Raw genomic sequence first — 24,296 nt, 5'->3', positions numbered from 1 at the left:
GTAACCACGCGCCGACGCTCGGAATGGCCACCGGCGTCGGCGGGGCGATACCCGCCCGTGACGGACGCCGGCAAGTCCCACCCTCTCCCCTCGGGGGAGAGGGTCGCGGCGAAGCACGCGGGGTGAGGGGGGAACCACCTGCGGGGAGGAGCGGAAACCACCTACGCAATTCGGCCGCCGGAGGGGACCGCAACGCCGCTACCGCTTCGGCCGCATCACCCCGCCGGGCCACGCCACCTCGCAGCCCGGCAGCGCCCCGAAGACCCCCGACGCGCCGCGCTGCGTCACCTTCGTGTCGCGCACGTCGAGGTGCGTCAGCTTGCCGAACTCGCGGACGGTCGTCAGCCCCGTGTCGGTCACCGGAGTGCCGGTCAGCACCAGCCGCGTCAGGCTCTTGCACTCGCGGAAGCGGTCGAGCTCGGCGTCGGTCGCGCCGGGCCGGCCGCTCAGGTCCACGGCCGTCAGCCGGAACAGCCCCGCGGGCAGCTGCTTCGCGTCGGCCGTGTCGGCGTCGGCGTAGTTGACCCGCACCTTGCCGCCGATCGACACCACGAACTCGGCCGCGGCGCGGTCGTCGTCGGTGGCGGGTTCGTAGGTCGCGCCGTACTGGATGCGGCAGCCCGGCAGCGACTTCGCCAGCGCGAGCGCCCCTTTCGCCGTGAACCCGGCCGCGCCGAGCGACAGGTCCTTCAGCTTCGTGAACCGGGCGATCAGCGGCACGGCGTCGTCGTCCACCTTCGTGCCGGCGAGGTCCAGGCTCACGAGGTTGGTGCAGCCGGCGAGGTGGGCGAGCCCCTCGTTCGAGATGCCGGTGCCGACGAGGAACGCGACGCGGACGTGCTTGCAGTCGGCGAACACCGCCATCTGCCGGTCCGTCACCGGCGCCAGGACGAACACGTCGGTCAGCCGGAACGGTTCCTTCGGCAGCCGCCTGGCGTCGCGGATCTCGTCCCGCACGGCGTCCACGGTCACCCGCCCGCCGACGCCGAGCACCCACCGCGCCGCGGCGCGGTCCGCTTCGCCCTCCGGCTTCGGCGCCGGGGCGGGTGGCGTCACCGGCTCGACGGCTTTCGGCGGCTCGACCGCCTTCGGCGTCACGGGAGTGGGCGTCACGGGCACGGGTGTCGTCGGGGCCGGCGTCGCTGGCGCGGGCGATTCGTCGGCCTTCGCCACCTCGGGCGGCTTGCGGCCGCTCACGGCGAGCCACACGCCGACGCCGACGAGCAGCACCGCGGCCGTCGCGAGAAGCGCTGGCAAGCGGCGGCGCGGCGGCGGTTCGGCGACACCGGCGAGGGCGCGGACGACCTCGGCGGCGGAGCCCGGGCGGCGCTCCGGCTCCTTCGCCATCAGCCGCTCGATCAGGTCGGCGAGCGCCGGCGGCAGCGCCGGGGCGGCCTCGCGGACGGGCGGCGGCGGCTCGGTCGTGAGCGCAATCAGCACCGCCATCGGCGTCGGCCCGTCGAACGGCGGGCGCCCCGTGGCCATGCGGTACAGCGTGACGCCGAGGCTGAACAGGTCGGCCCGCGCGTCGATCGCCTCGCCGCGCGCCTGCTCGGGCGCCATGAACGCCGGCGTGCCGAGGACGGCGCCTGTCGTCGTCAGCTGCGCCGAGGCGGCGTCCACCGGGCGGGCGAGGCCGAAGTCGAGCACCTTGCACCGGCGCACGGCGCCGCCGGGTTCGCCTTCGAGCCAGATGTTCGCCGGCTTGATGTCGCGGTGGACGAGCCCCGCCGCGTGCGCCGCGGCCAGCCCCTCGGCCACCTCGCGGGCCACCTTCGCCACGAGGCCCGGCGGCGACGCCGGCTCCCGCCGCAGGCGGGCGTCGAGCGACTCGCCCTGCAGGACGGGCATGGCCAGGAACGGGGTGCCGTCGGCCGCCTCGCCGACGGCCCACACGGGGACGAGGTAGTCGCTCTCGACGGCGGCCGCGGCCCGCGCCTCGCGGAGAAAGCGGTCGCGGTCGGCGGGGTTCGCGGCCAGCACGCGGTGCATCGTCTTGAGCGCGACGCGGCGGCCGAGGCGGGTGTCTTCCGCGAGGTAGACGGCGCCCATGCCGCCCTCGCCGAGCTTGCGGACGAGCGTGTACCCCTCCACGCGCGGCAGCCCGTCGGCCGGCGTGGCCGACCCGGGCGGCGACATCTGCGTGGCTTGCAAGCCGGCGGGCTCGGGCGTGCGGTCGGTCATGGGCATCCCCCCGGGGCGACGACGGCTCCTCGCGTTATAGACGCGCCGACCTGATCGACCCGACGGCGGCGCGCGGGCGGCTCCCGTGGTTGACACCCGGCTCGACCCCCGGCCGGGTGACCGAGGCCCCCGCCCGGGCCGATACAACATCCCCGTCCGCCGGCTCGCGGGGTCGTGCCGGCCCCGTGCGTCACGCGAGGAGAAGCCGCCATGCCCGGCCCGCCGGCGAAGCCCGGGGAAGTCGTGGACGTCCGCCCGCTCGGAGCGGCCCTGGCCGCGGCCGGGACGGCGACGCTGGTGAAGGCCGGGGCCGTGACCGTCGTCCGCCTGGTCGTCCCCGCCGGGAAGGAGATCCCGACCCACGCGGCGAAGGGGGACCTCGTCGTCCACTGCCTGGAGGGGCGGGTCGCGTTCACCGCCGGCGGGGTGACGCACGACCTGGGGGCCGGGCACCTGCTCTGCCTGCCGGCCGGGGAGCCCCACTCGGTCCGGGGCGTCGAGGACGGGTCGCTGCTCCTGACGGTCGTCGACGGCGGACCTCGGCCCGGGGCCTGAGCCGGGGACACGCCGCCGCACGGCCCGGTGACGCCCCGGCCCGACACCCGTCCCGCCCCGGAGCCGCCCGTGGAACTGACCCTCCAGACCCCGTCGCTCCTCTTCCCCGCCGTCTCCCTGCTGCTGCTGGCCTACACCAACCGCTTCCTGGGGCTGGCCTCGCTCGTCCGCAGCCTGGAGGGGAGCTACCGCCAGTCGCACGAGGGGAAGCTGCTCGAACAGATTCACAACCTCAAGCGGCGGCTGCGGCTGATCCGCAACATGCAACTCGCCGGCGTGCTGAGCCTGTTCTGCTGCACCGTGACGATGTTCCTGCTGTTCTTCAACCGGACGGGGGCCGCGGAGGTGGTCTTCTCTGCCGCTCTGATCCTGATGATGGTGTCGCTGGGGATTTCCGCCGAGGAAATCCGCGTCTCGGTGCGGGCGCTCGACGTGCACCTGACGGACCTGGGGGAGAAGCGGGACGCGGGCGGCGGGTCGTGAGCCGCGGCCCGCTCGTCACCCGGCGCGGGTCGTTCCGCCGGGCGGCGGGCCGGCGAACCGGTAGGCGTCGCCCAGGACCGTCCGGGTCAGGTGGATGACCTCCTGGGCGTGCCCGCGGAAGTGGGCCACGCTGCGGACCGCCAGCCCGACGGCGGTCGCCGGCTGCCCCCGGAACGAGCAGGCCCGCGCCCAGTCGGCCGCCGCCGGCCCCGTGAGCACCGCCGCGGCGTCGACCACCGCCGCCCGCAGGCCGGCCAGCAGGTCGGCCCGGGGGACCGGCCCCCGCGCGTCGAACTCGGCCTGCCGGTCGCGCGCGTCGGGGGCACCGCCCAGTTCGCTGCAAATCAGCTGGCGGACGTTCCCGGTCAGGTGCAGGACGAGGTTGCCGACGCTGTTGAGGTCGGCCCGCGGCCGCCACCACGCCTGGGCGTCGGTCAGCTGGCCGAGGCAGTGCTCGATCCGGCCCAGGGCCTGCCCGAGTTCGTCCGCCAGTTCCCGGCCCACCAGGGCCGCCGTGTCGTCGGTCATGTCGTTCCCCGATTCCGTGCGTGACCCGCCTTACTGCTTGTCGCGCAGTGCGTCGAGCAGGGCCTGGATGCCGGCCTTCGCCACCTCGGCGTCCTGCTCGCCGGTCCCGCCGCCCACCCCGACGCCGCCCACCACCTGCCCGTCGATCACGATCGGCACGCCCCCCTTGAGCGTCGTCACCCGGCCGCCGCTCGCGGTCTGGAGGGACAGGCTCAGGTGCAGGTCGGGCTCGCCCTTCGCCGGGAGGGGGCCGGTCTCCTGGCGGAAGGTGGCCGCCGACATCGCCTTGATCAGGGCGGTGTTCACGCTCGCCGGCCGCGCCCCGTCCATCCGGGCGAACGCCAGCAGGTGCCCGCCGTCGTCCACCACCGCGACGTTGCACTTCAGCCCCATCGCCGCCGCCTTCTTCTGGGCCGCGGCCAGCACCGCCTCGGCCCCCGCGAGGTTCAGCTGCACCCGGCCGCGGACGACCAGCGGCGACTTCTCCTGCGCGGTCGCGGGCGACGCCCCCAGGGCGAGGGCGACGGTCAGGAACGCGATCCGGGAGAGCGGCATGACGACCTCGACGGCTGAGGCGGGGGGTGGTAGGCGCGGCGCGGCCGGGGTTACTCTACTCGACCGCCCTCGCGTCACCCGCCGAGGGCGGTGAGGTCGGCCCGGAGGGTGGCCTCGGGGGTGACGCCCTCGTACCGCCGCACCACCCGTCCGTTCCGGAAGACCAGCAGCAGCGGGATCGCCGACACGCCGAACTTCGCCGCCAGTTGCGGGTTCGTCTCGGTGTTCACCTTGCAGACGGTGAAGTCGCGGGCGAGCGCGGCCAGGACCGGGTTCATGGTTCGGCACGGCCCGCACCACGCGGCCCAGAAGTCCACCAGCACCGGCCCCGGCGCGTCCAGCACCTCGCGCTTGAAGTTGTACTCTTCGAGCAACACGGCTCACCCCCCGATGCGCGTCCGGTAGCGGTCCGCCGACCGCCGCACCACGCCCTTCGCGTCCGACCCCACGAACTGCCCCGGGAACGCCCCGTACAGCCGGTCGAACGCGAACGGCGCCAGGCGCCGCACCACCTGTTGGATCGCGGCCGGCCCCAAAGGGATCAGGTTCGGGTACGAGTACATGAAGCTCACCCACCGCGGGTCGGCGCAGACGTACGGCTGGTCGCCGCACAGGAGCACGCCCCGGCCCGCCGCGCCGGCCGGCCAGTGGAGCACCTGGAACCCGGCGAAGTGGCCACCGGTCTTCACCAGCGTCAGCCCGCCCGGGAGCGGCTTCGTGTCGCCGTCCCAGAATGTCACCACGGGGTCGGGCCGCACCACCCACTTCGCGTCGAGCGGCGGGACGCAGTCCCGGAGCACGTTGCCGCGGGCCTGCCGGGGGAGTCCGTGGGGTGCGTAGACTAACCCCGGCCCGATCCCCGCCGTCCCCGGTGGCCCCATGACCCGCCCCGTCACGATCGTCATTCTCGCGCTGCTCGCGGCCGCCGCCCCGGCCGCCGGGCCGCGGCCGTTCCCCGGCACGCCGACGAAGTGGCAGACGTTCGCCCGCCACGACTTCAAGGTGAACGGGCTCGACGCCACCGTGGTCGTGCCGCCCGCGCCGCTGCCGGGCCGGCCGTGGGTGTGGCGCGGCGAATTCTTCGGGGCGTTCGCCGACGCCGACGCGGCCCTCGTGAAGGCCGGGTGGCACCTCGCGTACCTGAAGGCGCCGGACCTGTTCGGCTCGCCGAAGGCGGTCCGGCACTGGGAGGCGTTCCACGCCGCGATGGTGAAGGAGTACGGCATGCACCCGCGGCCGGGCCTGATCGGCCTGTCGCGGGGCGGGCTGTACTGCATGAACTGGGCGGCGGCGCACCCGGACAAGACGCTCGCGGTGTACCTGGACAACGCCGTGTGCGACTTCAAGAGCTGGCCGGGCGGCGCCCCGATGAAGCTCGGCACCGGCAAGGGGAGCGCGGCCGAGTGGAAGAAGCTGCTGGCCGCCTACGACTTCAAGACGGACGCCGAGGCGGTGGCCTCCAGGGCGAACCCGGTGGACAACCTCGCCCCGCTGGCGAAGGCGAAAATCCCGCTCCTCCTCGTGTACGGCGACCGCGACACGGTCGTGCCGCACGCCGAGAACTCGGGGCTGGTGTACGACCGCTACGCGGCGCTCGGCGGCCCGGTCACGCGGGTGGTCAAGCCGGGCCAGGACCACCACCCGCACGGGCTCCCGGACGTGACGCCCGTCGTGCGGTTCTTCGACGCCGCGCTCGGCGCTGGAAAGTGACCCCGCCCGCGAGCCCCCGCCCGGCCGTTGCGACCGCCCCCGCGCGTCGGCTACACTCGCGGGTATGCTCTCCCTCGCCGGCCGACCCGCCCGCCTCTGCTCCGGCCCCTCCCGCCGCGAGTTCCTCCGCGTCGGCGGTATCGCCGTCGGCGGCCTGTCGCTGCCGGCGCTCCTGCGAGCGCGGCCGGGTCGCCGCGCGAAGTCGTGCATCCTGATCTTCATGGACGGCGGCCCGAGCCACCTCGAACTGTGGGACTTGAAGCCGGACGCGCCCGCCGAGGTGCGCGGCGAGTTCCGCCCCATCCGCAGCAGCGCCGTCGGCGTCACCGTCGGCGAGTTGCTGCCGATGACCGCCCGCGTGATGCACCACGTCGCGCAGGTGCGGTCCGTCCGGCACGGCGTGAACGACCACAACGCCGGCGCGTACTACATGCTCACCGGCCGCCACCCCGCGGACGGCTCGAAGCTGGTCGTCGCCGACGGGCCGCAGAACTTCCCGCCGTTCGGCGCCGTCGCCGCGAAGCTGCTGCCGGTCGGGAAGCCGCTCCCGGCGTTCGTGCACCTGCCCGAGTTGCAGTGGAACAACGGCGTGGACATCGCCGGCCAGTCGGCCGGGTTCCTCGGCGCGCGCTTCGACCCGTTCGTGGCCGGCGACCCGAGCCTCCCCGGCTACCGCGTCCCCGGCCTCGACCTGCTGCCGGAGGTGCCGCTCGACCGCCTCGCCGGCCGCGACGGGTTGCGCCAGAACCTCGACCGCGCCGTGGCCCGCCTCGGCGACTCCGACGCGCCCGGCCGCATGAGCGTGTTCCAGCGGCAGGCCGTGGACATCGTCACCTCCCCCGAGACGCGCGCCGCCTTCGACCTGGCGCGCGAGCCGCAGTCGGTGCGCGAGCGATACGGGACCGACCCCGGCAGCGACCGCGGGCTCGAAGCACGGAAGTTCGGCGGGCTGCCGCACATCGGCCAGACGTTCCTCCTGGCCCGCCGGCTGATCGAGGCCGGCACGCGCCTGGTGACCGTGATGACCGGCCGCCGCATCGACCAGGCCTGGGACACGCACCGCGACCACTTCGGCCTGATGCGGCGGTCGTTGTGCCCGCCGTTCGACCGGGCGCTGTCGGCGCTGCTGGACGACCTGCACGTCCGCGGGTTGCTCGACGAGACGCTGGTGGTGGTGATGGGCGAGTTCGGGCGGACGCCGAAGGTGGGGTTCGTCACCAGCGGCGCCGGGGCGTCGAAGAACGACGGCCGCGACCACTGGCCGTACTGCTACACGGTGCTGTTCGCCGGGGCGGGGGTGCCGGGCGGCGCCGTGGTCGGCAGCAGCGACCGGACGGCGGCGTACCCGCGCGAGAACCCGGTGAGCCCGGAGGACGTGGCGGCGACGATCTACGCGGCCCTCGGCATCGACCCGGCGACGGAACTGCACGACGGCCAGGGGAAGCCGTACACCCTGGCGACCGGTCGCCCGATCACGCAGTTGTTAGGGTAGACCCCGCACCGCCGCGAGCGGCGTACTCCCAGGTGACCCATGCTCCCGCTGCTGATCGCCCTCGCCGCCCCGGCGGCCGACCCGCTCCCCACCTTCGTCACGCCCGGCGCCCGGCTCGAGAAGCTGTGGGGCGACGGCGAGTTCACCGAAGGCCCCGCCGAGGGGCCGGACGGGTGCGTCTACTTCTCCGACATCGGCAACCGCGTCATGAAGTTCGACCCGAAGACGGGCAAGACGACCGCCTTCCGCGACCCGTCCGGCCGGTCCAACGGGCTGAAGTTCGACGCGAAGGGCCGCCTCATCGCCTGCGAGGGGGCGAACACCGGCGGCAACCGCCGCGTCAGCGTCACCGAGGCGGACGGCACCGTCCGCACCCTGGCCGACAAGTACGACGGCAAGCGGTTCAACTCGCCGAACGACCTGACGCTCGACGCCCGGGGCCGCGTCTACTTCTCCGACCCGCGCTACGTCGGCGGCGAGCCGCGCGAGCTCGACCACGAGTCCGTCTACCGCGTCGACCCCGACGGCAAGGTCACGCGCGTGACGACCGACGTGCGGAAGCCGAACGGGCTCGTCATCTCGCCCGACGGCAAGACGCTGTACGTGTCCGACCACAGCGGCGACGCGAGCGGCTCGCGGGCGCTGGTGGCGTTCCCGCTGGCCGCCGACGGCTCGGTCGGACCGCGGCGGGTGCTGCACGACTTCGGCAAGGAGCGCGGCATCGACGGCATGACGGTCGCCGCCGACGGCACGGTCGTGGCGACGGCCGGGGCGAAGGCGGCGGGCGGGATTCACTTCTTCGCCCCGGACGGCAAGAAGCTCGGCTTCCTGCCGACGCCGGAAGACCCGAACAACTGCTGCTTCGCGGGGCCGGACCGGCGGACGCTGTACGTCACCGCCGGGAAGTCGCTGTACCGCGTGACACTCACGCTGGCCGGGGCGCCGGCGGCGAAGCCCTGACGGCGCCGAGCCACTCTACTGACCTACCGCCGCGCCGGGGGCGGCGTTACCTTCCCCCTCATGTCTTCCCCGCCGGCCGACGTCCGCGCCGTCATCGACGCCACCTACCGGGCCGACGCCCGCCGGGTGTTCGCGTCGCTGGTGCGGCTCGTGCGCGACTTCGACCTCGCGGAAGAAGCCCTGCACGAGGCGTTCGCCGCGGCGGTCGAACGCTGGCCCGCCGAGGGCGTGCCCGACAACCCGCGGGCGTGGCTCGTCTCCGCCGGGCGGTTCAAGGCGGTCGACACCCTGCGCCGCCGCGGCAAGTTCGCCGAGCTCCAGCCCGAGCTCGCCGGCCGGCTCTCGGAGGTGGCGGCGACCAACACCGCCCGCGCCGAGGCGGCCGTCGAGGACGACCGGCTGCGGCTCGTGTTCGCGTGCTGCCACCCGGCCATCGACCGCGCCGTGCAGGTGCCGCTCACGCTCCGCGAGGTGTGCGGCCTCACCACCGACGAGATCGCCGCCGCGTTCCTCACGTCGCCGACAACGATGGCGCAGCGCATCGTCCGCGGGAAGGCGAAGATCCGCGACGCCGGCATTCCGTTCGCGCTGCCGTCGGCCGCGGAGTTGCCGGAGCGACTCGGGCCGGTGCTGGCGGTGGTGTACCTCGTGTTCAGCGAGGGCTACTCGGCCAGCGCCGGCGCCGCCGCCACCCGCGCCGACCTGTCCGGCGAGGCGATCCGCCTCGGCCGCCTCGTCGTGGAGCTGCTGCCGGACCCGGAAGCGGTCGGGTTGTTGGCGCTGATGCTGCTCCAGGAGTCGCGCCGGCGGGCGCGCACGACGCCGGCCGGCGACATCATCCTGCTAGAGGACCAGAACCGCGCCGCGTGGGACGCCGGTCTCATCGCCGAGGGGCGGGCGCTGGTGGCGGCGGAACCGGCGGGGCCGTACGCGCTTCAGGCGGCCGTCGCGGCGGCGCACGCGGCGGCGCCGACGCCGGCGGCGACCGACTGGGCGCGGATCGCGGCGCTGTACGACGGGCTGTTCGCGCTCAACCCGTCGCCGGTGGTGGAGCTGAACCGCGCCGTGGCGGTGGCGATGCGCGACGGCCCGGCCGCGGGGCTGGTGCTGGTCGAGGGGATCTTGCGACGCGGCGAGCTGACCGAGTACCACCTGGCGCACGCGGCGCGGGCCGACTTCCTGCGCCGCCTCAACCGCACGGTCGAGGCGCGGGCGGCCTACGAGCGGGCGCTGGAGCTCGCCCGGCAGGAGCCGGAGCGGCGGTTCCTGTTGAAGCGGTTGAATCAACTCTGACGGTCGTGCCACATCCCTCCACGCGGCCGGCGCGGGGAAAATTCGCGCGGCTGTCGATCCGCGCGGGGGCCGATCGACAACGGGGTGAAATTGGGGCTCGGGGCTTCGCCGCTTGCGGCTTGGCGCGGCCCATCGCTACGCCGCAAGCGGCGGAAACACAGGAACCGCGATGCACTACCTGCTGCTCGCCTACGGCTGCGAAGCCGACTGGACCGACGCCGAGCGCGCCGACTGCATGGTCGAGTCGCTGGCCGCCTGCGACCGGCTCGCGGCGCAGGGGAAGTACCTCGCCGCGTCGCCGCTGCTGCCGGCGTCCACGGCGAGCACGACCCGCGTCCGCGACGGCCGGCCGCTCGTCACCGACGGGCCGTTCGCCGAGACGACCGAGCACCTCGGCGGCTTCTTCCTCCTCGACCTGGCCGACCTCGACGAGGCCATCGCCGTCGCCGCGGCGCTGCCGCCGGCCCGCAAGGGGACGATCGAAATCCGCCCCGTGCTGGAACTCCGCGGCGAGCCGCAGCCGCCGCCCGGGGCCGTGGCGCTGCTCGGCTACGGCGACTCCGCCGCGGCCGCCGACGCGACCGCCGCAGTTCGCCTGCGCCCGGCCGACACCGCCACCTGCGTGCGCGTCCGCGGCGGGGTGCGCGAAGTGTCCGACGGCCCGTTCGACGCCGCCGCGGCGCAGCTCGGCAGCGTGTCGGTCGGCGGCTCGGCCGCGGACCACCCGGCCGCCCGTACCGGCGCCGTCGAAACGCGCCCGCTGTTCGACCTTACCCCCGTCCGTGCCACGCTTTCCCCGGAGGCCCGATGACCGCGCTGACCCCGTACTTGTTCTTCGGCGGCCGCTGCGAAGAGGCCCTGGCGTTCTACCGCGACGCGGTCGGCGCCGAGGTCGAGATGGTGATGCGGTTCGACCAGAGCCCCGAGCCGCACCCGGAGGGGTCGCTGCCGCCGGGGTTCGAGAACAAGGTGATGCACGCCTCGCTGACGGTCGGCGGCGCCCGGCTCATGGCGTCCGACGGGCGCGAGGCGCGCACCAACTTCGACGGCTTCCAGCTGGCGCTGACGGTGCCGACGGAGGCGGCCGCCCGGAAGGCGTTCGACGGTCTGGCGGTTGGCGGCACCGTGGGGGTGCCGCTGACGCCGACGTTCTGGTCGCCGTGCTTCGGCATGGTGAAGGACAAGTTCGGCGTCGACTGGATGGTGATGGTCCCCGGCCAGGCCGGGTGAGTGTGTTCCGGTTCAATCCTTCCACGGGAGACGACGATGACGCGACTGATGACGGCCGGCGTGGTGATGGTGCTGGCCCTGGGCACGGGCGCCAGCGGGCAGGCGCCGGCGCCGAAGGCGCCGGCGCCGCACCCGGCGTTCGAGAAGCTCAAGGGCATGGCCGGGACGTGGGTCGAGGCCGACAAGGACGGCAAGCCGACGGCCAAGGTGGTGTCGGTGGTGCGGGTCATCGCCGGCGGGTCGACCGTCCACGAGACGTCGTTCCCCGGCACCGACATGGAGATGGTGTCGGTGTACCACCGCGACGGGGCCGACGTGGTGATGACCCACTACTGCATGCTCGGCAACCAGCCGCGGCTGAAGCTCGACGCCAAGTCGCCGCCGAACCAGCTGCAGTTCAAGTTCACCGGCGGCACCAACCTGGACGTGACCAAAGACATGCACATGCACGACGCCACGTACACGTTCGTGGACGCCGACCACGTCGAGATCTCGGGCGTGGCCTGGGTGGACGGCAAGCCGGCCCCGGACCACTGCGGCACCATGAAGCTGGTGCGCAAGAAGTAACCGTTCTTCCGCCGCTCGCGGCGTAGCGGTGCAAATCGCTACGCCGCAAGCGGCGGAATCCGAGCCAAACCACAATTCCGAAAAAAACCTGAACGCGCCGAGGCGCCGCCGGCAAGATACGGTCATGAGCCCAATTGCCGGTCCGCTCGCCCGGCTCCTCCCGGCGGCGGCGAAGACCCGTTCGGACGGCGAACTCCTCGCCGCCTTCACAGACGACCGCGACGAGGCGGCGTTCGCCGAACTCGTCCGCCGGCACGGCCCCGTCGTCCGGGCCGCGTGCCGGCGGATGCTCCCGAACCCGCCCGACGCCGACGACGCGTTCCAGGCCGCGTTCCTGGTGCTGGCCCGCCGCGGCGCCGGCCTCGACCCCGCCCAGCCGCTCGGCCCGTGGCTGTACCGCGTCGCCGTGCTCACCGCCCGCACGCTGCGCCGCGGCAACGCCCGCCGGTTCGCCCACCTCGACGCCCCGCCGCCCGACCTGGCCGGCGACCCCGACGCCGCCGAGCTGCGGCTCGACCTCGACGCGGCGCTGCTGGCCCTGCCGGAGAAGTACCGGACGCCGCTGGTGCTGTGCCACCTTCAAGGCTGGAGCCGCCGCGACGCCGCCGAGCAGCTCGGCTGCCGCGAAGGCACGCTGTCCTCCCTCCTGGCCCGCGGCCTGACGAAGCTGAAGGCCCGGCTGCGCGGGTACGACCCGGCCGCGGCGCTGGTCGCCGGCGCCACCCCGATCCCGCTCGCGCTGACGGCGTCCACGGCCCGCGCGGCGGCGGGCGTGGGGCCGTCGCCGGTCGCCGTGCGCCTCGCCGACGGGTTCGCCCGCGGGTCGTGGGCGGTGAAGACGCCGGCGGCCGCGGGCGTGCTGCTGGTTCTGGCCGCGTCGGGCTACGGGTTCGTCGCCGCGGGCCGGCCGCCGGCCGAGCTCGTCACCGCGCCCACCCCGGTCGTGCTGCCGGCGGCGTCGAGTTCCGGGCGGTTGCCGGCGGCCTCACGGGTCGACGCGTGCGCGGAAGCGCCGAGCGGGGAGGTGGTGAAGCTGCCGCCGGCCCGGCAGATCGACGTGGTCGTCGGCGGCACCTACGGGGCGATCCCGCTGCGGGCCGTGGACGTGGGGCCGCAGGGGCCGATCGGCGAGCCGGCGCTGTTCACGAGCACCGACCGGCTGCAGGGCTACCTCGCCGCGGCCCGCACCGCCGCGGCCCGCCCGCCCCGCGTCCGCGTGGACGTGTGGGACGCGGCCTACGCGGTCAACCCCACCTTGCCGCCGCGGGTGTTCGGCGCCTGCCGCGACGCCGGGTTCAAGACGGTGAACGTCCGCGGCCGGGTGCGGACCGTCGCCGGCGTGTGGCGCGAGTTCGACGACGCCGCCGTGGACGTGGACGAACTGGCCCCGCCGCCGGCGAAGTCCGACGCCGGGGGCGGGGGCAAGGCCGGCGTCTGCACGTTCCGTCAGCTCCCTTGTCGCGCCCCCGCGTACGAACCATAATTACCCGTGCTATTCAGCACGTGCGCCGGAGCGGCCCGTTCGGCCGCTCCGCGTTCGTTTTCCATCACTCCGGCCGGCGAGAGTACCGCGCACGCGGGAGGGTAGCCGGCCGCCGGGGGCACGACATGGCCGAGACCGCGACGCTGAAGGCCGAACCCCGCACGGGGTCCGGCAGCCGCCAAGCCGGCAAGCTCCGCAAGGCCGGGCGCGTCCCGGCGATCGTGTACGGGCACAAGGAGGCCAACGTGGCCGTGTCCGTCGCCGCCGACGAGCTCGACCGGCTGATCCGCGTCCAGCACGCCCGCGTCCTGAACCTGGACGTCGGCGGGAAGACGGAGACGGTGCTGGTCCGCGACCTGCAGTGGGACCACCTCGGCCGGCACATGCTGCACGTGGACTTCGCCCGCGTGTCGGCGTCGGACCGGGTGCGGGTGACGATCCCGGTCGAGCTGCGGAACAGCCCGAAGCAGACCGGCGGCGGCGTGCTCGACCAGCCGCTGCACACGCTGCACGTCGAGTGCAGCCCGACGGCCATCCCCGAGTCGATCCGCATCGACATCACCGGGCTGACGCTCGGCGCGCCGATCCACGTCCGCGAGCTGGCGCTCCCGGCCGGCGTGACGGTGCTGGAAGCGCCGGAGGCCGTGGTGGTGCAGCTGAAGCTGCCGGGCGCCGAGCCGGCGGTCGCGGTGGTCCCCGAGCCGGGCACCGGCCCCGAGGTGATCAAGAAGGAGAAGAAGGCCGACGACGAGGCCGACGACGACAAGAAGAAGAAGTAAGGAGCCGGGTTTTGCCGCTTGCGGCTTAGCGCTGCCCAGCGCTAAGCCGCAAGCGGCAAAGCCCCGAGCCACCGACACCTCCCATGAAGCTCATCGTCGGCCTCGGCAACCCCGGGCCCAAGTACGCCGGCACCCGCCACAACGTCGGCTTCGACGTGATCGACTACCTCGCCGCGGCGCCGGGCACGTCGCCGTTCCGCGAGAAGTTCGAGGCGTTCGTCGCCGAGCGGCAGGAGGGCGGCGAGGCCGTGCTGCTCGTGAAGCCGCTCACGTTCATGAACCTCAGCGGCCGCAGCGTCCGCGCCGTCCTCGACTTCTACAAGCTGACCGTCGAGCAACTGCTGGTGGTCTGCGACGACTTCAACCTGCCGCTGGGGAAGCTGCGGGTGCGGGCGAAGGGGAGCCACGGCGGGCAGAACGGCCTGCGCAACATCCAGGACCAGCTCGGCACCGACGGCTACGCCCGGCTGCGGATCGGCGTGGGTCAGCCGGCGGAGGGCGAGGCGGTCGATTTCGTGCTGAGCCGGTTCAAGCCGGCCGAGCGCGCCGCGGCCGCGGACGCGGTGGCGAAGGCGGCGCAGGCGGCGGTGGTGTGGGCGACGGCGGGCGTCGAGGAGTGCATGAACCGGTTCAACGGCGGCGACGACCCGCAGCAGCCGAAGAAGGAGAAGAAGCCGAAGCTCTCGCGCCCCGCCGAGCCGGAGGTATAAAGGCGATGCTCCGCGGAGAACGAGCGCCGACCCCGGTCCTGGACCGCCTCGCCGAGGCGGCCCTCGTGGTGTCGGTCGCGTTCCCGTTACTGCTCATGGGCGGGGGTATGATCCTCGTCGGGCTGCTCGCCGTCGGCCCACGGCGGAAGGACAGTCCCGAGTTGTGGATCTGCCTCCCCGCCGGGCTAGCGATTCTGGGAGTGTTCGTCGGCATCGGCTACTGGCAGTGGTGGCGGCTGCCGCGGCTGACCGTCACCCGGTTCGCGTTCGACGGGGCAGAGGTGGTGATCGAGGCGCCCGCCCGGGGGTGTGTCACCCGGCCCGTGGGCGCACTGCGGTCGCTGACGGAGTCCCGCGGCCGGCGGGGGCTGCTGGGCTGGTGGGTGCGATTCGATGGGGCGGGGTGGGTGTTCCTCCACGGCGCCACCCCGAACGCCTGGCAACTCGTCGATCAACTCCGGCCACACGTCGAGGTTGCGAGGTGAATCCGAGCGGAATCGATGTGCATCTGGCGGCGCAACTTCCGTGCCAGAAACGGGAAACGACGCCGCTCATTTTTCTTGCACTTTCCCGAACACGGGACGATACTTTGGGGACTCGCACGGGTTGAATACCGATAAGCCGATTGCCTTCCCACCGGCCCGCTCGCACCCGCCGCCCGCTCCTGCCAGGCGCCGTTCGTCATGACCACCCCCCGGCTCCTCGCCGCCGCTCTCGTTTGTGCGCTGGCCCCCGCCGCCCGCGCCGACGTCACGCTGCCCACCGGCGGCACCCTCCGGCACGTCGACTTCGAGCGGCACGTCATGGGCCTGCTCTCGAAGGCCGGCTGCAACACCGGCGGCTGCCACGGCTCGTTCCAGGGGAAGAACGGCTTCCGCCTGTCGCTGTTCGGCTACGAACCCGCGATGGACCACGCCGCCCTCACCCGCGACAACCTCGGCCGCCGCGTCAACGTGCTCCAGCCGCACGACAGCCTGCTGCTGCAAAAGGCGGTCGGCTCCGTGGCCCACGACGGCGGGATGCGCTTCGGCCGCGACAGCTGGGTGTACGCCGTGTTCCGCGAGTGGGTCGCCGGCGGCGCCCGCTGGACGCCCGGCAGCGGCGCCATCGCCAAGCTCACCGTCACCCCCGACAACTTCGCCGTCGTCGCCGCCGACCAGAGCCGGCAGGTGAAGGTGACCGCCACCTTCGCCGACGGCACCAGCGAAGACATCACCCCGTTCTGCGACTTCAAGATCAGCGACGAGGCCATCGCCAGCGTGGACGCCGTCGGCCGGGTCACGGCCCGCCAGCCGGGCGACGCCGGGCTGACGATCCTCTACCGCGGGGCCGTGGTCGCGCTGCGGGTCATCGTGCCGGCCCCCGGCGCGCCCGCCACCTTCCCGCAGCCGGCGAACTTCGTCGACGGCCTCGTGTTCGACAAGCTGCGGCTGCTGAACATGACGCCGTCCGGCCCCGCGTCCGACGAGGTGTTCCTCCGCCGCGTGACGATCGACACCATCGCCCAGCTGCCGACCGCGGCCGAGGTGAAGGCGTTCGCCGCCGACCCGGACCCGCGGAAGCGCGAGAAGCTGGTGGACAAGCTGCTGGCCCACCCGCTCCACGCCGCCGTGTGGGCGACGAAGCTCTCGGACATCACCGGCAACAACACGACCGCCCTGGAGCAGCCGCAGAACACCGCCCAGCGCCGCAGCCAGATGTGGCACGACTGGCTCCGCAAGCGGGTGCAGGACAACGTGGCCTACGACAAGACCGTCCGCGACATCCTGACGGCCACGAGCCTGGACGGGAGGGCGCCGGAGGAGTGGGTGGCGTTCACCCGCCGGGTGGACGAGCAGGCGGAAAAGACGAACGGGTACGGCACCGACTACCCGAACAAGCCGACGCTGGACTTGTTCTGGCGGCGCCAGCAGGCCCAGCCCGTGGAGGCCTGGAGCGAGAAGGTCGCGGCCGCGTTCCTCGGCGTGCGGCTCGAGTGCGCCCAGTGCCACAAGCACCCCACCGACCGCTGGACGCAGGAAGACTACTGGGGCTTCGCCAACATCTTCGGCACCGTCACGTTCGCCAACAACCAGTACAGCGCCCCGGCGGTGAAGGACGCCGCGGCGAAGGAGAACGCCGACCGCAAGACCGCCGCCGAGGCGGGCGGGAAGAAGGCGAACAACCAGTTCCTGCTCGTGAAGGAGGTCTTCAACTCCGCCCAGGTGAAGCAGGCGAAGAACCCCGGCACGAACAAGATCGCCCCGGCCCGGGTGCTCGGCGGCGAGCGGGTGGTGTTCGTCGGCGGCGACGACCCGCGGGTGAAGCTGGCCGAGTGGGTCACGAGCCCGACCAACCCGTTCTTCGCCAAGAGCTTCGTGAACCGGGTGTGGGCGCACTACTTCGGCGTCGGGCTGGTGAACCCGGTGGACGACTTCTCGCTGGCCAACCCGCCGACGAACGCGAAGCTGCTGGACGCGCTCGCCGACTCCTTCGTGAAGTCCGGCTACGACGTGCGGAAGCTGGAGCGCACGGTCCTGCTGAGCCGCACCTACGGGCTGTCGTTCCAGACCAACGACTCGAACAAGTTCGACAAGAACAACTTCAGCCACAGCTACATCCGCCCGCTGCTGGCGGAGCAGGTGGTGGACGTGCTGAACAGCGCCCTGGGGGTGGACGAGCAGTTCGCGGGTCAGGACGCGGCCCCCGCGGGGACGAAGATGGTGGAGGTGGGCTCCAGCCGCCTGAACGGCAACGTGGCCTACGCCCTCCGCATCTTCGGCCGGCCGCCGCGCACGACCGCCTGCGACTGCGAGCGCTCGGCCGAGCCCGCCCTGCCGCAGACGCTGTTCCGCATGACCGACCCGACGATCTCGAACAAGCTGGCCGCCGGCACCGGCCGCGTGCAGCAGCTGGCGAAGGCCAAGCTGAGCGACGAGGAGCTGGTGGAGGAGGCGTTCCTGGCGACGCTGAGCCGGCGGCCGACGGCCGACGAGAAGGCGTCGTCGCTGACCCACGTGCGGGCGGCGCGGACGCGCCTGGAGGCGACCACGGACCTGGTGTGGGCGCTGATCAACACCCGCGAGTTCATCCTGAATCACTGAGCCCGATACCCCCGAATCAGACTCGCCTGTAACCCCGACCCGGAGACCGAGCGATGGCCGACCTGACCCGGACCGACTGCGAGGGCTTCCACCGCCGCGACATGCTGACCATCGGCAGCGCCGGCCTCCTCGGCCTCACGCTCCCGAGCGTCCTCGCGTCGGAAGCCCGCGCGAAGCCGGCGGAACGCCCCGCGGCCCGCGCCAAGGGCGTCATCCTCGTGTGGCTCAGCGGCGGCCCCGCCACCATCGACATGTGGGACAACAAGCCCGACGCCCCCGAGGGCATCCGCGGCGAGTTCAAGTCCATCCCCACCACCGCCGCCGGCATGCAGTTCGCCGAGACCTTGCCCAAGATGGCCCGGCAGGGGAACAAGGTCAGCGTCGTCCGGTCGCTGTACCACACCATCCCGAGCCACAGCCCGGCCACGGTCTTCATGACCAGCGGCAACAAGCCGACCGCCGCGCTGCAGTACCCGTCGATGGGCTCGCTGGCGTCGAAGCTGCTGACCACCGAGGTCGGCGTGCCCCCGTACGTCACCTTCGGCCAGGGGAACGTGGCGAGCCTGTCGGGCTACCTCGGCACCGGGTACAACCCGTTCGTCATCGAGGGGAACGGCGGCGGCGGGGCCGCGGCCGGGCGGCCGGGCGGCGCCCCGAGCTTCCGCGTCCGCGGCATCAGCCTCGACGGCACCCGCATCACCCTGACGGACCTGGAGAACCGCGACCGCCTGCTGCGGAACCTCGACAACGGCTTCCGCTCCGTGGACCGCAGCAGCGAACTCGTGGACGGCCTCGACACGTTCCACCAGCAGGCGCTGGACATCCTCCGCTCCGACAAGACGAAGAAGGCGTTCGACCTGGCCAGCGAGACCGCCGCGGTGCGCGAGAGCTACGGCAGCACGCCGTTCGGCCAGAGCGCCCTCGCCGCCCGCCGGCTGATCGAGGCCGGGGTGCGGTTCGCCACCGTGAGCATCGGCGGCTGGGACACGCACAGCCAGACGTTCCAGGCCCACAAGACCCGGCTGATGCCGACGCTCGACACGGTGCTGGCGGCGCTGGTCGCCGACCTGGAGCAGCGCGGGCTGCTGGACGACACGATTGTGATGTGCGCCGGCGAGTTCGGCCGCACCCCGCGGGTGAACAAGAACGCCGGCCGCGACCACTGGGCCCGGTCGATGGCGTGCGTGCTGGCCGGCGGCGGGATCAAGCGCGGCTACGTCCACGGCAGCACCGACGCCTCGGGCATGGCCCCGAACGTCGACCCGACGACGCCGGACGACATCGGCGCGACGATCTTCCAGCAGCTCGGGATCGACCCGAAGACGGAGCTGCAGACCACGACGGGCCGGCCGATCCAGCTGTTCCGCGAAGGCCGGGTGGTCGAGAAGCTGATCGGGTGATCGCGGTCTCGAAGACCTGTCGCCGATGCACCGCCGGGTTTTCAGGCCAACGGCCTGACAGCCCTCAACCCGGGGCAAGGGAGCGTCAGCGACCGCCGCCCTGGGTACGGGGTGCGAATGGCCGTGCAGGCTGAAGGCCTGCGAGCCGGCTCCCAGCCCTTCAGGCTGGGGGTGGTTCGTGCCGCGAACCCAGGGCGTTGCCCTGGGCTGAGGGCTGTCAGGCCGTTGGCCTGAAAACCCGGCGGCCGGCCCGCCGCGATGCTTCAACGTCGTGGTGAGTAGTCAGGGGGTTCGACTCGCACGGAACGCCCGGGGGACGCCCACCCCCGGGCGTTCTTCGTTACTCATCCTCGATGCTGTTGACCTGCCCCTTGAGCATTCGCTGGGTCGCCTCCCAGCCGGCTTCGAGGTGCGCGTAGTAGCCCGCCACGTCGAGCGTGTGCCCGGTCGGGTCGGCGTCGATCTCGAACAGCCAGCCGGCGCCGTAGGGGTCGGCGTTGATCCCGGACGGGTCCGTCAGCAGCGCCGGGTTGAAGCGCAGGACGCGGCCCGCGAGCGGCGCGTACAGGCCGGACGTGGCCTTCTGCGTCTCGATGAAGCCGATCTCCTGCTTGAGCGTGACGAGGCCCGGGTCGGTGCGCCATTCGAGGAAGTACACGTCCTGCATGAGCCGCACGGCGTAGCTGCTGAACCCGACCCGCAGCGGGCCGTCGGGCGTGGGCTGGCACCACATGTGGTTCTTGCAGTAGAGGCGGTCCCCCGGCAGCTCGGCCGGGTGGTTCCCCATCAGGAAGGTGAGAGCGTCGGGCATGATTTCCGAATTTTAGACAGGATAACCGGATGAACGGGAGACCGAACCAAGACGGTGTCTTCGGATCGGTCTCCCGTTCATCCGGTTATCCTGTCTAAAATCTTGGCTTCGGGCGGGTCAGGTGTATCGGGCGTTCACGTACTGCGGGTCGAAGAACGCCGGCAGGTGGCGGTCGATCTGGATCAGGCCGTCGCGGGTGCAGTCCACCGACTCGGCGCCGACCGTCAGCCAGCCGTCGGCTTCGAGCTTGGCGAACGCCTCGCGGAACGTGTCGCGGATGTCCACGCCGTACTTGGCGCGGAAGTAGCCCACGTCCAGCTTGCCGGTCTTCAGCAGCAGCACCACCTCGCGCACCAGCCGGTCGCGCTCCACCGTCGGGAACGCCCGCCCCAGCGGCAGCTCGCCCTTCGCCAGCGCCTCGGTGTAGGTCTCCCAGGTGTCGAGGTTCTGGAGGTGGACGCCGTTGACGTGCCCGAACGACGCCACGCCGGCGCCGAACATGTCGGCCCCGCGCCACAGCGCCTCGCGGTACACGAACTTCGTCTTGCTCGCGTCCTTCACCACCGTCGTGGCGCTCGACACGGTGTAGCCGGCCTTTTCGAGCTCGGCGAAGGCGTACTTCGTCCACGCCCGTTTCGTCGGCCAGTCGGCCACGCCGAGGCTCGGCTCGTCGTTGCCGATCACGGTCAGTTCCTTCGAGAACACCGTGTTGTACGGCAGCTCCATCTGGTAGATCGTCACGCAGTCCGGGGCGAGGCCGATGGTCCGCTCGACGCACCGCTTCCAGTTGTCCCAGTCCTCGCCGACCATGCCGGCGATCAGGTCGATGTTGATCTGCGGGAAGCCGATCTCGCGCGCCCAGCCGTAGGCCCGGTCGATTTCTTCTTCGAGGTGGGCGCGGCCGTTGTACTGCAGAATCTCCGCCTTGAAGTTCTCGACGCCGAGTGACAGCCGGGTGACACCCTGGGCGCGGAGCGTTTCGAGCTTGTGCCGCTGGAGCGTGCCGGGCTCGCACTCGAACGTCACCTCGCGGGCCTGGTCCCACGGCATGATCTGCTTCAGCCGCGTCATCAGGCTGTCGAGTTGGGCGGCGCTGAGGTACGACGGCGTACCGCCGCCGAAGTACACGTAGTCGAGCGGCCGGCCGCCCACGACCGGCGTCGCGGCCAGCAGTTCCACTTCCTTCGTGAGGGCGCCGAGGTACGTCTCGATGTCCTTGGCGTTCTTGTCGGTGTAGACGCGGAAGTAGCAGAACTTGCAGCGCTTGCGGCAGAACGGGATGTGGAGGTACAGCCCGAGCGGGGTGCCCGGCGTGGGCGGCGCGTTCAGCACGTCGCGGGCGGCGGCGACGTGCGCCGGCTTCCAGAACGAGAACGGCGGGTAGTTGGCGATGAAGTAGTTGCCGAGGCCGGTCTTCTCTTGCTCGACGGCGGTCATCTCTGGCCCTGCCCGGGGGTCACAGGTCTGTTGTAGCACGACGGAGCAGATGGGATACCGCCGGCGCGGCAAACCCTTACGCCGGCCCGGCTTCGCACCAACGCGCGCCGGCGAGCCGCGGGCCGAACTTGACACCCCTGCGATTCGTATTACAAAGAATAACCGTCGGCCATGATGTATTACTTTGTGTAACCGAACTGGTCCGCACGGTCCGGCTCAGGAGTTCAGCCATGCTCCGCCGTCGTCTCGGGTTCACGCTCATCGAGTTGCTCGTCGTCATCGCCATCATCGCCATCCTGGTCGGCCTGCTGCTGCCGGCCGTGCAGAAGGTGCGGCAGGCCGCGGCCCGCGCCTCCAGCCAGAACAACCTGAAGCAGCTCGGCCTCGCCCTGCACGCCTTCGAGAGCGCCACCGGCAGCCTGCCCGGCATGAAGGCGGCCGGGGCGGCGAACGCCACCTCGTTCGGCTACTCGGTCCACGCGCAGCTGCTACCGTACATCGAGCAGGAGCCGCTCGGCAAGCAGATCGACACGACCCAGCCGCTGTTCGTCGGCGTCTTCCCGACGGCGTCGTTCCAGCTCAACCCGGCGGTCGCCCCGGCCGCCGCGACCGTGTTGAAGACGTTCCTCTGCCCCGGCGACGCGCAGCCGCCGCTGTTCACCATCAACTCGGGCGGCGGCACCCACGCCGGCACCAGCTACGTCGTGAACCTCGGCTCGGGGCTCGCCGGGGCCGGCGCGGCGGCCCCGAACGGGTACGACACCCGGTTCCCGTCGGACGGCATGTTCTTCTACGGCCCCGGCCTGAAGTTCGGCGACATCACCGACGGCACCTCGAACACGCTGTTCCTGTCGCAGTGCCTGCTGGGGCTGAACGTGAACCAGACCAAGCCGTTCGCCGAGCTGACGCCGGACGAGCGGCGGCGGCAGACGGGCAGCCTGTCGGGCCGCGGGCTGTTCACCGGGCCGGGCGGGGCCAACCCTGGCTACGGGGCCAGCCCGCCGATCGGGGCCGCCGACTACCAGACGGCCACGTCGTGGCGGGGCAACCGGGGCGGGTCGTGGATCTGGGCGAACGCCTCGGTGAACGGCTTCACCGCCGCACTGCCGCCGAACTCGCCGGAGCCGGACGCGACCGCCCACGGCATCGGCTTCCTGTCGGCCCGGAGCACCTTCGCCGGTGGCGTCAACGTGTGCCTGGGCGACGGCAGCGTCCGCTTCGTCCGCGACGCGATCGCGCTCCCCGCGTGGCGGGCGCTGGCCACCCGTGCCGGCGGCGAGACCGTCGGCGGTAGCGACTACTAAACCCACCCGGAGACCCCACCCGTGAACCTGTTCCTGCTCCCGCTGCTGCTTTGCGCGGACCCGACGCCGGCTCCGGCGTGGCCCGGCTTCCGCGGCGACGGCACAAGTACCTCGGCCGCCAAGAACCTGCCGCTGACGTGGTCGCCGACCGAGAACCTTGCGTGGCGGGCGCCGCTGCCGGGGTACGGCCAGTCGTCGCCGGTGGTGTGGAACGGCCGCGTGTACGTCACCGCCGTCGACGGGGCCGAGAAGGAGAAGCTGCTCGTCGTCGCCGTGGACGCGGCCACCGGGAGGGCGGCGTGGGCGAAGGAGTTCGCCGCCGGCCAGAAGGGGAAGAACAACCCGATGATGAGCCGGGCCGCCCCGACGCCGGTGGCCGATTCCGACGGCGTGGTCGCCTTCTTCGAGTCGGGCGACGTGGTCGCCCTCACGCACGCCGGCGGGGTGCGCTGGCAGCGGTCGCTGACGAAGGACTACGGCGCGTTCAAGAACAACCACGGCGTCGGCAGCTCGCCCGCCCAGACGGACGCGGCGGTCGTGATCCTGATCGACGACGGCGAGCCGTCGTACCTCGTGGCGCTGGACAAGGCGACCGGCAAGACCGTGTGGAAGGCCGACCGCAAGGGCCGGTCGTCGTGGACATCGCCCGTCGCGGCCCGGGTCGGCGGCCGGCCGGCGGTCGTGGTCAGCAGCAGCGGCTCGCTCGACGCCTACGACGCGGCCACCGGGGCGGAGCTCGCCACCCTCGGCGGGCTGGTGGGGAACAACATCCCGTCGCCGGCGGTGGCCGGCGACCTGGTGGTCTTCGGGGCCGGCGAGGGGCGGGCGAAGGCGGGCGCCGCGGCGCCGTCGAACGGCTGCGTCCGCCTCGCGGCCACGGGCAGCAAGCTCGCCTTCGAGCCGGAGTGGGAGTTGAAGCGGGTGGTGAGCCACCACGCCAGCCCGCTCGTCCACCGCGGCCACGCCTACTTCGTCACCAAGGCCGGCCTCGTCCACTGCGTGGACCTGGCGACCGGTGCGGAGCGGTACGCCGAGCGGCTGGACAACCCGTGCTGGGCGACGCCGGTGGGGGCCGGCGAGCACGTCTACTTCTTCGGCAGGGACGGCGTGACGACGGTGCTGAAGGCCGGCCCCGAGTTCGAGAAGGTGGCGGCGAACCGCTTCTGGGGCGCGGCCGACTTCGCCCGCCGGCAAGCGGAGGCCCGGGAGCAGGCCGCCGCGACGCTCCCCCGGCCGCCGGAGGGGAAGGGGCCGGGCGGCGGCCCGCCGGTTTCGCCGGAGGAGCGCGACGCCGCCCGGTACTCGGCGGTCGGCGACGTGGTGTACGGGGTGGCGGCGGTAGACGGCGGCTTCTTCGCCCGCACCGGCACCGAGCTGATCTGCGTGCGCGGCCCCGGCCGGTGACGCCTATGCCGGCTCGGCGCCGGGCGGCGGCGTGCCCTTGCCGGCGGCGACGTGCCCGGCCCGGCCGCGGGCGTACTCCTCGGCGGAGACGGCGTCGAGGGCGGCCTCCTGGCGGAAGATTTGTTTCAGGAACGGGATGCACCACCCGCACCCGGTGCCGGCGCCGCCGCACGCCGACAGCTGGCTCGGCACCCGCGGCTGGTGCAGCCGCGTCCAGTTCACCAGCTTCCGCCGGGTGACGTGGAAGCACAGGCAGACCTTGTCGTCCGGGTTCATGGGGTCATCGTACCGCGGCGGGCCGGGCCCCGGAAGGGGCCGGGAACCCCCC

25 protein-coding genes are annotated in these 24,296 nt (G+C 72.8%); 17 read left to right on the top strand and 8 right to left on the bottom strand.

Annotated features, from left to right (window positions below):
• Window positions 1-198 precede the first annotated feature (198 nt).
• Entirely contained in the window at window positions 199-2,184 is a 1,986-nt protein-coding gene (locus ETAA1_RS26910) for a serine/threonine-protein kinase (RefSeq protein WP_202920434.1), read from the bottom strand.
• Between the two features lie 210 nt (window positions 2,185-2,394).
• Here ETAA1_RS26910 and ETAA1_RS26905 point away from each other — a divergent pair, with 210 nt between their 5' ends.
• Both ETAA1_RS26905 and ETAA1_RS26900 read left to right on the top strand, forming a co-directional pair.
• Window positions 2,395-2,739, top strand: coding sequence for a cupin domain-containing protein (locus ETAA1_RS26905; protein ID WP_145243726.1), 345 nt, complete (start codon window positions 2,395-2,397; stop codon window positions 2,737-2,739).
• Between the two features lie 69 nt (window positions 2,740-2,808).
• Window positions 2,809-3,222, top strand: coding sequence for a DUF2721 domain-containing protein (locus ETAA1_RS26900; protein ID WP_145243725.1), 414 nt, complete (start codon window positions 2,809-2,811; stop codon window positions 3,220-3,222).
• A 15-nt stretch (window positions 3,223-3,237) separates the two neighbouring features.
• On the opposite strand, the gene ETAA1_RS26895 is transcribed toward ETAA1_RS26900, so the two are convergent.
• The 4 genes from ETAA1_RS26895 to ETAA1_RS26880 all read right to left on the bottom strand — a co-directional run bounded on the left by ETAA1_RS26895 (window position 3,238) and on the right by ETAA1_RS26880 (window position 5,105).
• The gene (locus ETAA1_RS26895) at window positions 3,238-3,750 is read right to left on the bottom strand and encodes a DUF1572 family protein (RefSeq protein ID WP_145243724.1); all 513 of its coding nucleotides are present in this window, start codon (window positions 3,748-3,750) and stop codon (window positions 3,238-3,240) included.
• A gap of 30 nt (window positions 3,751-3,780) precedes the next feature.
• On the bottom strand, window positions 3,781-4,305 hold the full coding sequence (locus tag ETAA1_RS26890) for a GlcG/HbpS family heme-binding protein (RefSeq protein ID WP_145243723.1): 525 nt from the start codon (window positions 4,303-4,305) through the stop codon (window positions 3,781-3,783).
• 74 nt (window positions 4,306-4,379) lie between these two features.
• Window positions 4,380-4,682, bottom strand: a complete 303-nt coding sequence (locus ETAA1_RS26885; RefSeq protein ID WP_145243722.1) for a thioredoxin family protein — start codon at window positions 4,680-4,682, stop codon at window positions 4,380-4,382.
• 3 nt (window positions 4,683-4,685) lie between these two features.
• Window positions 4,686-5,105 (bottom strand): MBL fold metallo-hydrolase, encoded by a 420-nt coding sequence (locus tag ETAA1_RS26880; RefSeq protein WP_145243721.1) that lies wholly within the window; start codon window positions 5,103-5,105, stop codon window positions 4,686-4,688.
• A gap of 79 nt (window positions 5,106-5,184) precedes the next feature.
• Here ETAA1_RS26880 and ETAA1_RS26875 point away from each other — a divergent pair, with 79 nt between their 5' ends.
• The 13 genes from ETAA1_RS26875 to ETAA1_RS26815 all read left to right on the top strand — a co-directional run bounded on the left by ETAA1_RS26875 (window position 5,185) and on the right by ETAA1_RS26815 (window position 19,012).
• On the top strand, window positions 5,185-6,015 hold the full coding sequence (locus ETAA1_RS26875; protein WP_145243720.1) for an alpha/beta hydrolase family protein: 831 nt from the start codon (window positions 5,185-5,187) through the stop codon (window positions 6,013-6,015).
• Between the two features lie 64 nt (window positions 6,016-6,079).
• A complete protein-coding gene (locus ETAA1_RS26870) occupies window positions 6,080-7,507 on the top strand; it encodes a DUF1501 domain-containing protein (RefSeq protein WP_145243719.1) in 1,428 nt (475 codons plus the stop codon).
• A 39-nt stretch (window positions 7,508-7,546) separates the two neighbouring features.
• Window positions 7,547-8,467, top strand: a complete 921-nt coding sequence (locus tag ETAA1_RS26865) for an SMP-30/gluconolactonase/LRE family protein (RefSeq protein WP_145243718.1) — start codon at window positions 7,547-7,549, stop codon at window positions 8,465-8,467.
• A gap of 60 nt (window positions 8,468-8,527) precedes the next feature.
• On the top strand, window positions 8,528-9,760 hold the full coding sequence (locus tag ETAA1_RS26860; protein ID WP_145243717.1) for an RNA polymerase sigma factor: 1,233 nt from the start codon (window positions 8,528-8,530) through the stop codon (window positions 9,758-9,760).
• Window positions 9,761-9,929: 169 nt separating this feature from the next.
• Window positions 9,930-10,571: a YciI family protein gene (locus tag ETAA1_RS26855; RefSeq protein WP_145243716.1), complete on the top strand. Its 642-nt coding sequence runs from the start codon at window positions 9,930-9,932 to the stop codon at window positions 10,569-10,571.
• The gene (locus ETAA1_RS26850; protein ID WP_145243715.1) at window positions 10,568-10,990 is read left to right on the top strand and encodes a VOC family protein; all 423 of its coding nucleotides are present in this window, start codon (window positions 10,568-10,570) and stop codon (window positions 10,988-10,990) included. The genes ETAA1_RS26855 and ETAA1_RS26850 overlap by 4 nt, the downstream gene beginning before the upstream one ends.
• A gap of 36 nt (window positions 10,991-11,026) precedes the next feature.
• Window positions 11,027-11,557, top strand: a complete 531-nt coding sequence (locus ETAA1_RS26845; RefSeq protein WP_145243714.1) for a hypothetical protein — start codon at window positions 11,027-11,029, stop codon at window positions 11,555-11,557.
• 124 nt (window positions 11,558-11,681) lie between these two features.
• Entirely contained in the window at window positions 11,682-13,040 is a 1,359-nt protein-coding gene (locus ETAA1_RS26840) for a sigma-70 family RNA polymerase sigma factor (protein ID WP_145243713.1), read from the top strand.
• Between the two features lie 125 nt (window positions 13,041-13,165).
• Entirely contained in the window at window positions 13,166-13,819 is a 654-nt protein-coding gene (locus tag ETAA1_RS26835) for a 50S ribosomal protein L25 (protein WP_145243712.1), read from the top strand.
• 83 nt (window positions 13,820-13,902) lie between these two features.
• Window positions 13,903-14,529: an aminoacyl-tRNA hydrolase gene (pth, locus tag ETAA1_RS26830; protein ID WP_145243711.1), complete on the top strand. Its 627-nt coding sequence runs from the start codon at window positions 13,903-13,905 to the stop codon at window positions 14,527-14,529.
• A 5-nt stretch (window positions 14,530-14,534) separates the two neighbouring features.
• Window positions 14,535-15,014, top strand: coding sequence for a hypothetical protein (locus ETAA1_RS26825; protein ID WP_145243710.1), 480 nt, complete (start codon window positions 14,535-14,537; stop codon window positions 15,012-15,014).
• A gap of 198 nt (window positions 15,015-15,212) precedes the next feature.
• Complete coding sequence (locus ETAA1_RS26820; RefSeq protein ID WP_145243709.1) at window positions 15,213-17,612, top strand: DUF1549 domain-containing protein; 2,400 nt, start codon at window positions 15,213-15,215, stop codon at window positions 17,610-17,612.
• 53 nt (window positions 17,613-17,665) lie between these two features.
• A complete protein-coding gene (locus tag ETAA1_RS26815) occupies window positions 17,666-19,012 on the top strand; it encodes a DUF1501 domain-containing protein (protein WP_145243708.1) in 1,347 nt (448 codons plus the stop codon).
• A 340-nt stretch (window positions 19,013-19,352) separates the two neighbouring features.
• Here ETAA1_RS26815 and ETAA1_RS26810 read toward each other — a convergent pair whose 3' ends face one another.
• Window positions 19,353-19,823 carry a glycine cleavage system protein H gene (locus ETAA1_RS26810; RefSeq protein WP_145243707.1) on the bottom strand — a complete coding sequence of 157 codons (471 nt, stop codon included), beginning with the start codon at window positions 19,821-19,823 and terminating at the stop codon, window positions 19,353-19,355.
• Window positions 19,824-19,940: 117 nt separating this feature from the next.
• A complete protein-coding gene (locus tag ETAA1_RS26805) occupies window positions 19,941-21,260 on the bottom strand; it encodes a coproporphyrinogen-III oxidase family protein (RefSeq protein ID WP_145243706.1) in 1,320 nt (439 codons plus the stop codon).
• 230 nt (window positions 21,261-21,490) lie between these two features.
• Between ETAA1_RS26805 and ETAA1_RS26800 the strand changes: the two genes are divergently transcribed.
• Together ETAA1_RS26800 and ETAA1_RS26795 are read left to right on the top strand one after the other, a co-directional pair.
• Entirely contained in the window at window positions 21,491-22,564 is a 1,074-nt protein-coding gene (locus ETAA1_RS26800; RefSeq protein ID WP_145243705.1) for a DUF1559 family PulG-like putative transporter, read from the top strand.
• 21 nt (window positions 22,565-22,585) lie between these two features.
• On the top strand, window positions 22,586-23,968 hold the full coding sequence (locus tag ETAA1_RS26795) for an outer membrane protein assembly factor BamB family protein (RefSeq protein WP_238389308.1): 1,383 nt from the start codon (window positions 22,586-22,588) through the stop codon (window positions 23,966-23,968).
• Between the two features lie 3 nt (window positions 23,969-23,971).
• On the opposite strand, the gene ETAA1_RS26790 is transcribed toward ETAA1_RS26795, so the two are convergent.
• Complete coding sequence (locus ETAA1_RS26790) at window positions 23,972-24,244, bottom strand: (2Fe-2S)-binding protein (protein ID WP_145243704.1); 273 nt, start codon at window positions 24,242-24,244, stop codon at window positions 23,972-23,974.
• Between the last annotated feature and the right edge of the window lie 52 nt (window positions 24,245-24,296).

It is taken from the genome of Urbifossiella limnaea, assembly GCF_007747215.1.
In the GTDB taxonomy this organism is placed as follows: Bacteria; Planctomycetota; Planctomycetia; order Gemmatales; family Gemmataceae; genus Urbifossiella; species Urbifossiella limnaea.
The sequence above is the reverse complement of the archived record's forward strand: the minus strand, read 5'-3'. Positions and strand labels throughout refer to the sequence as shown.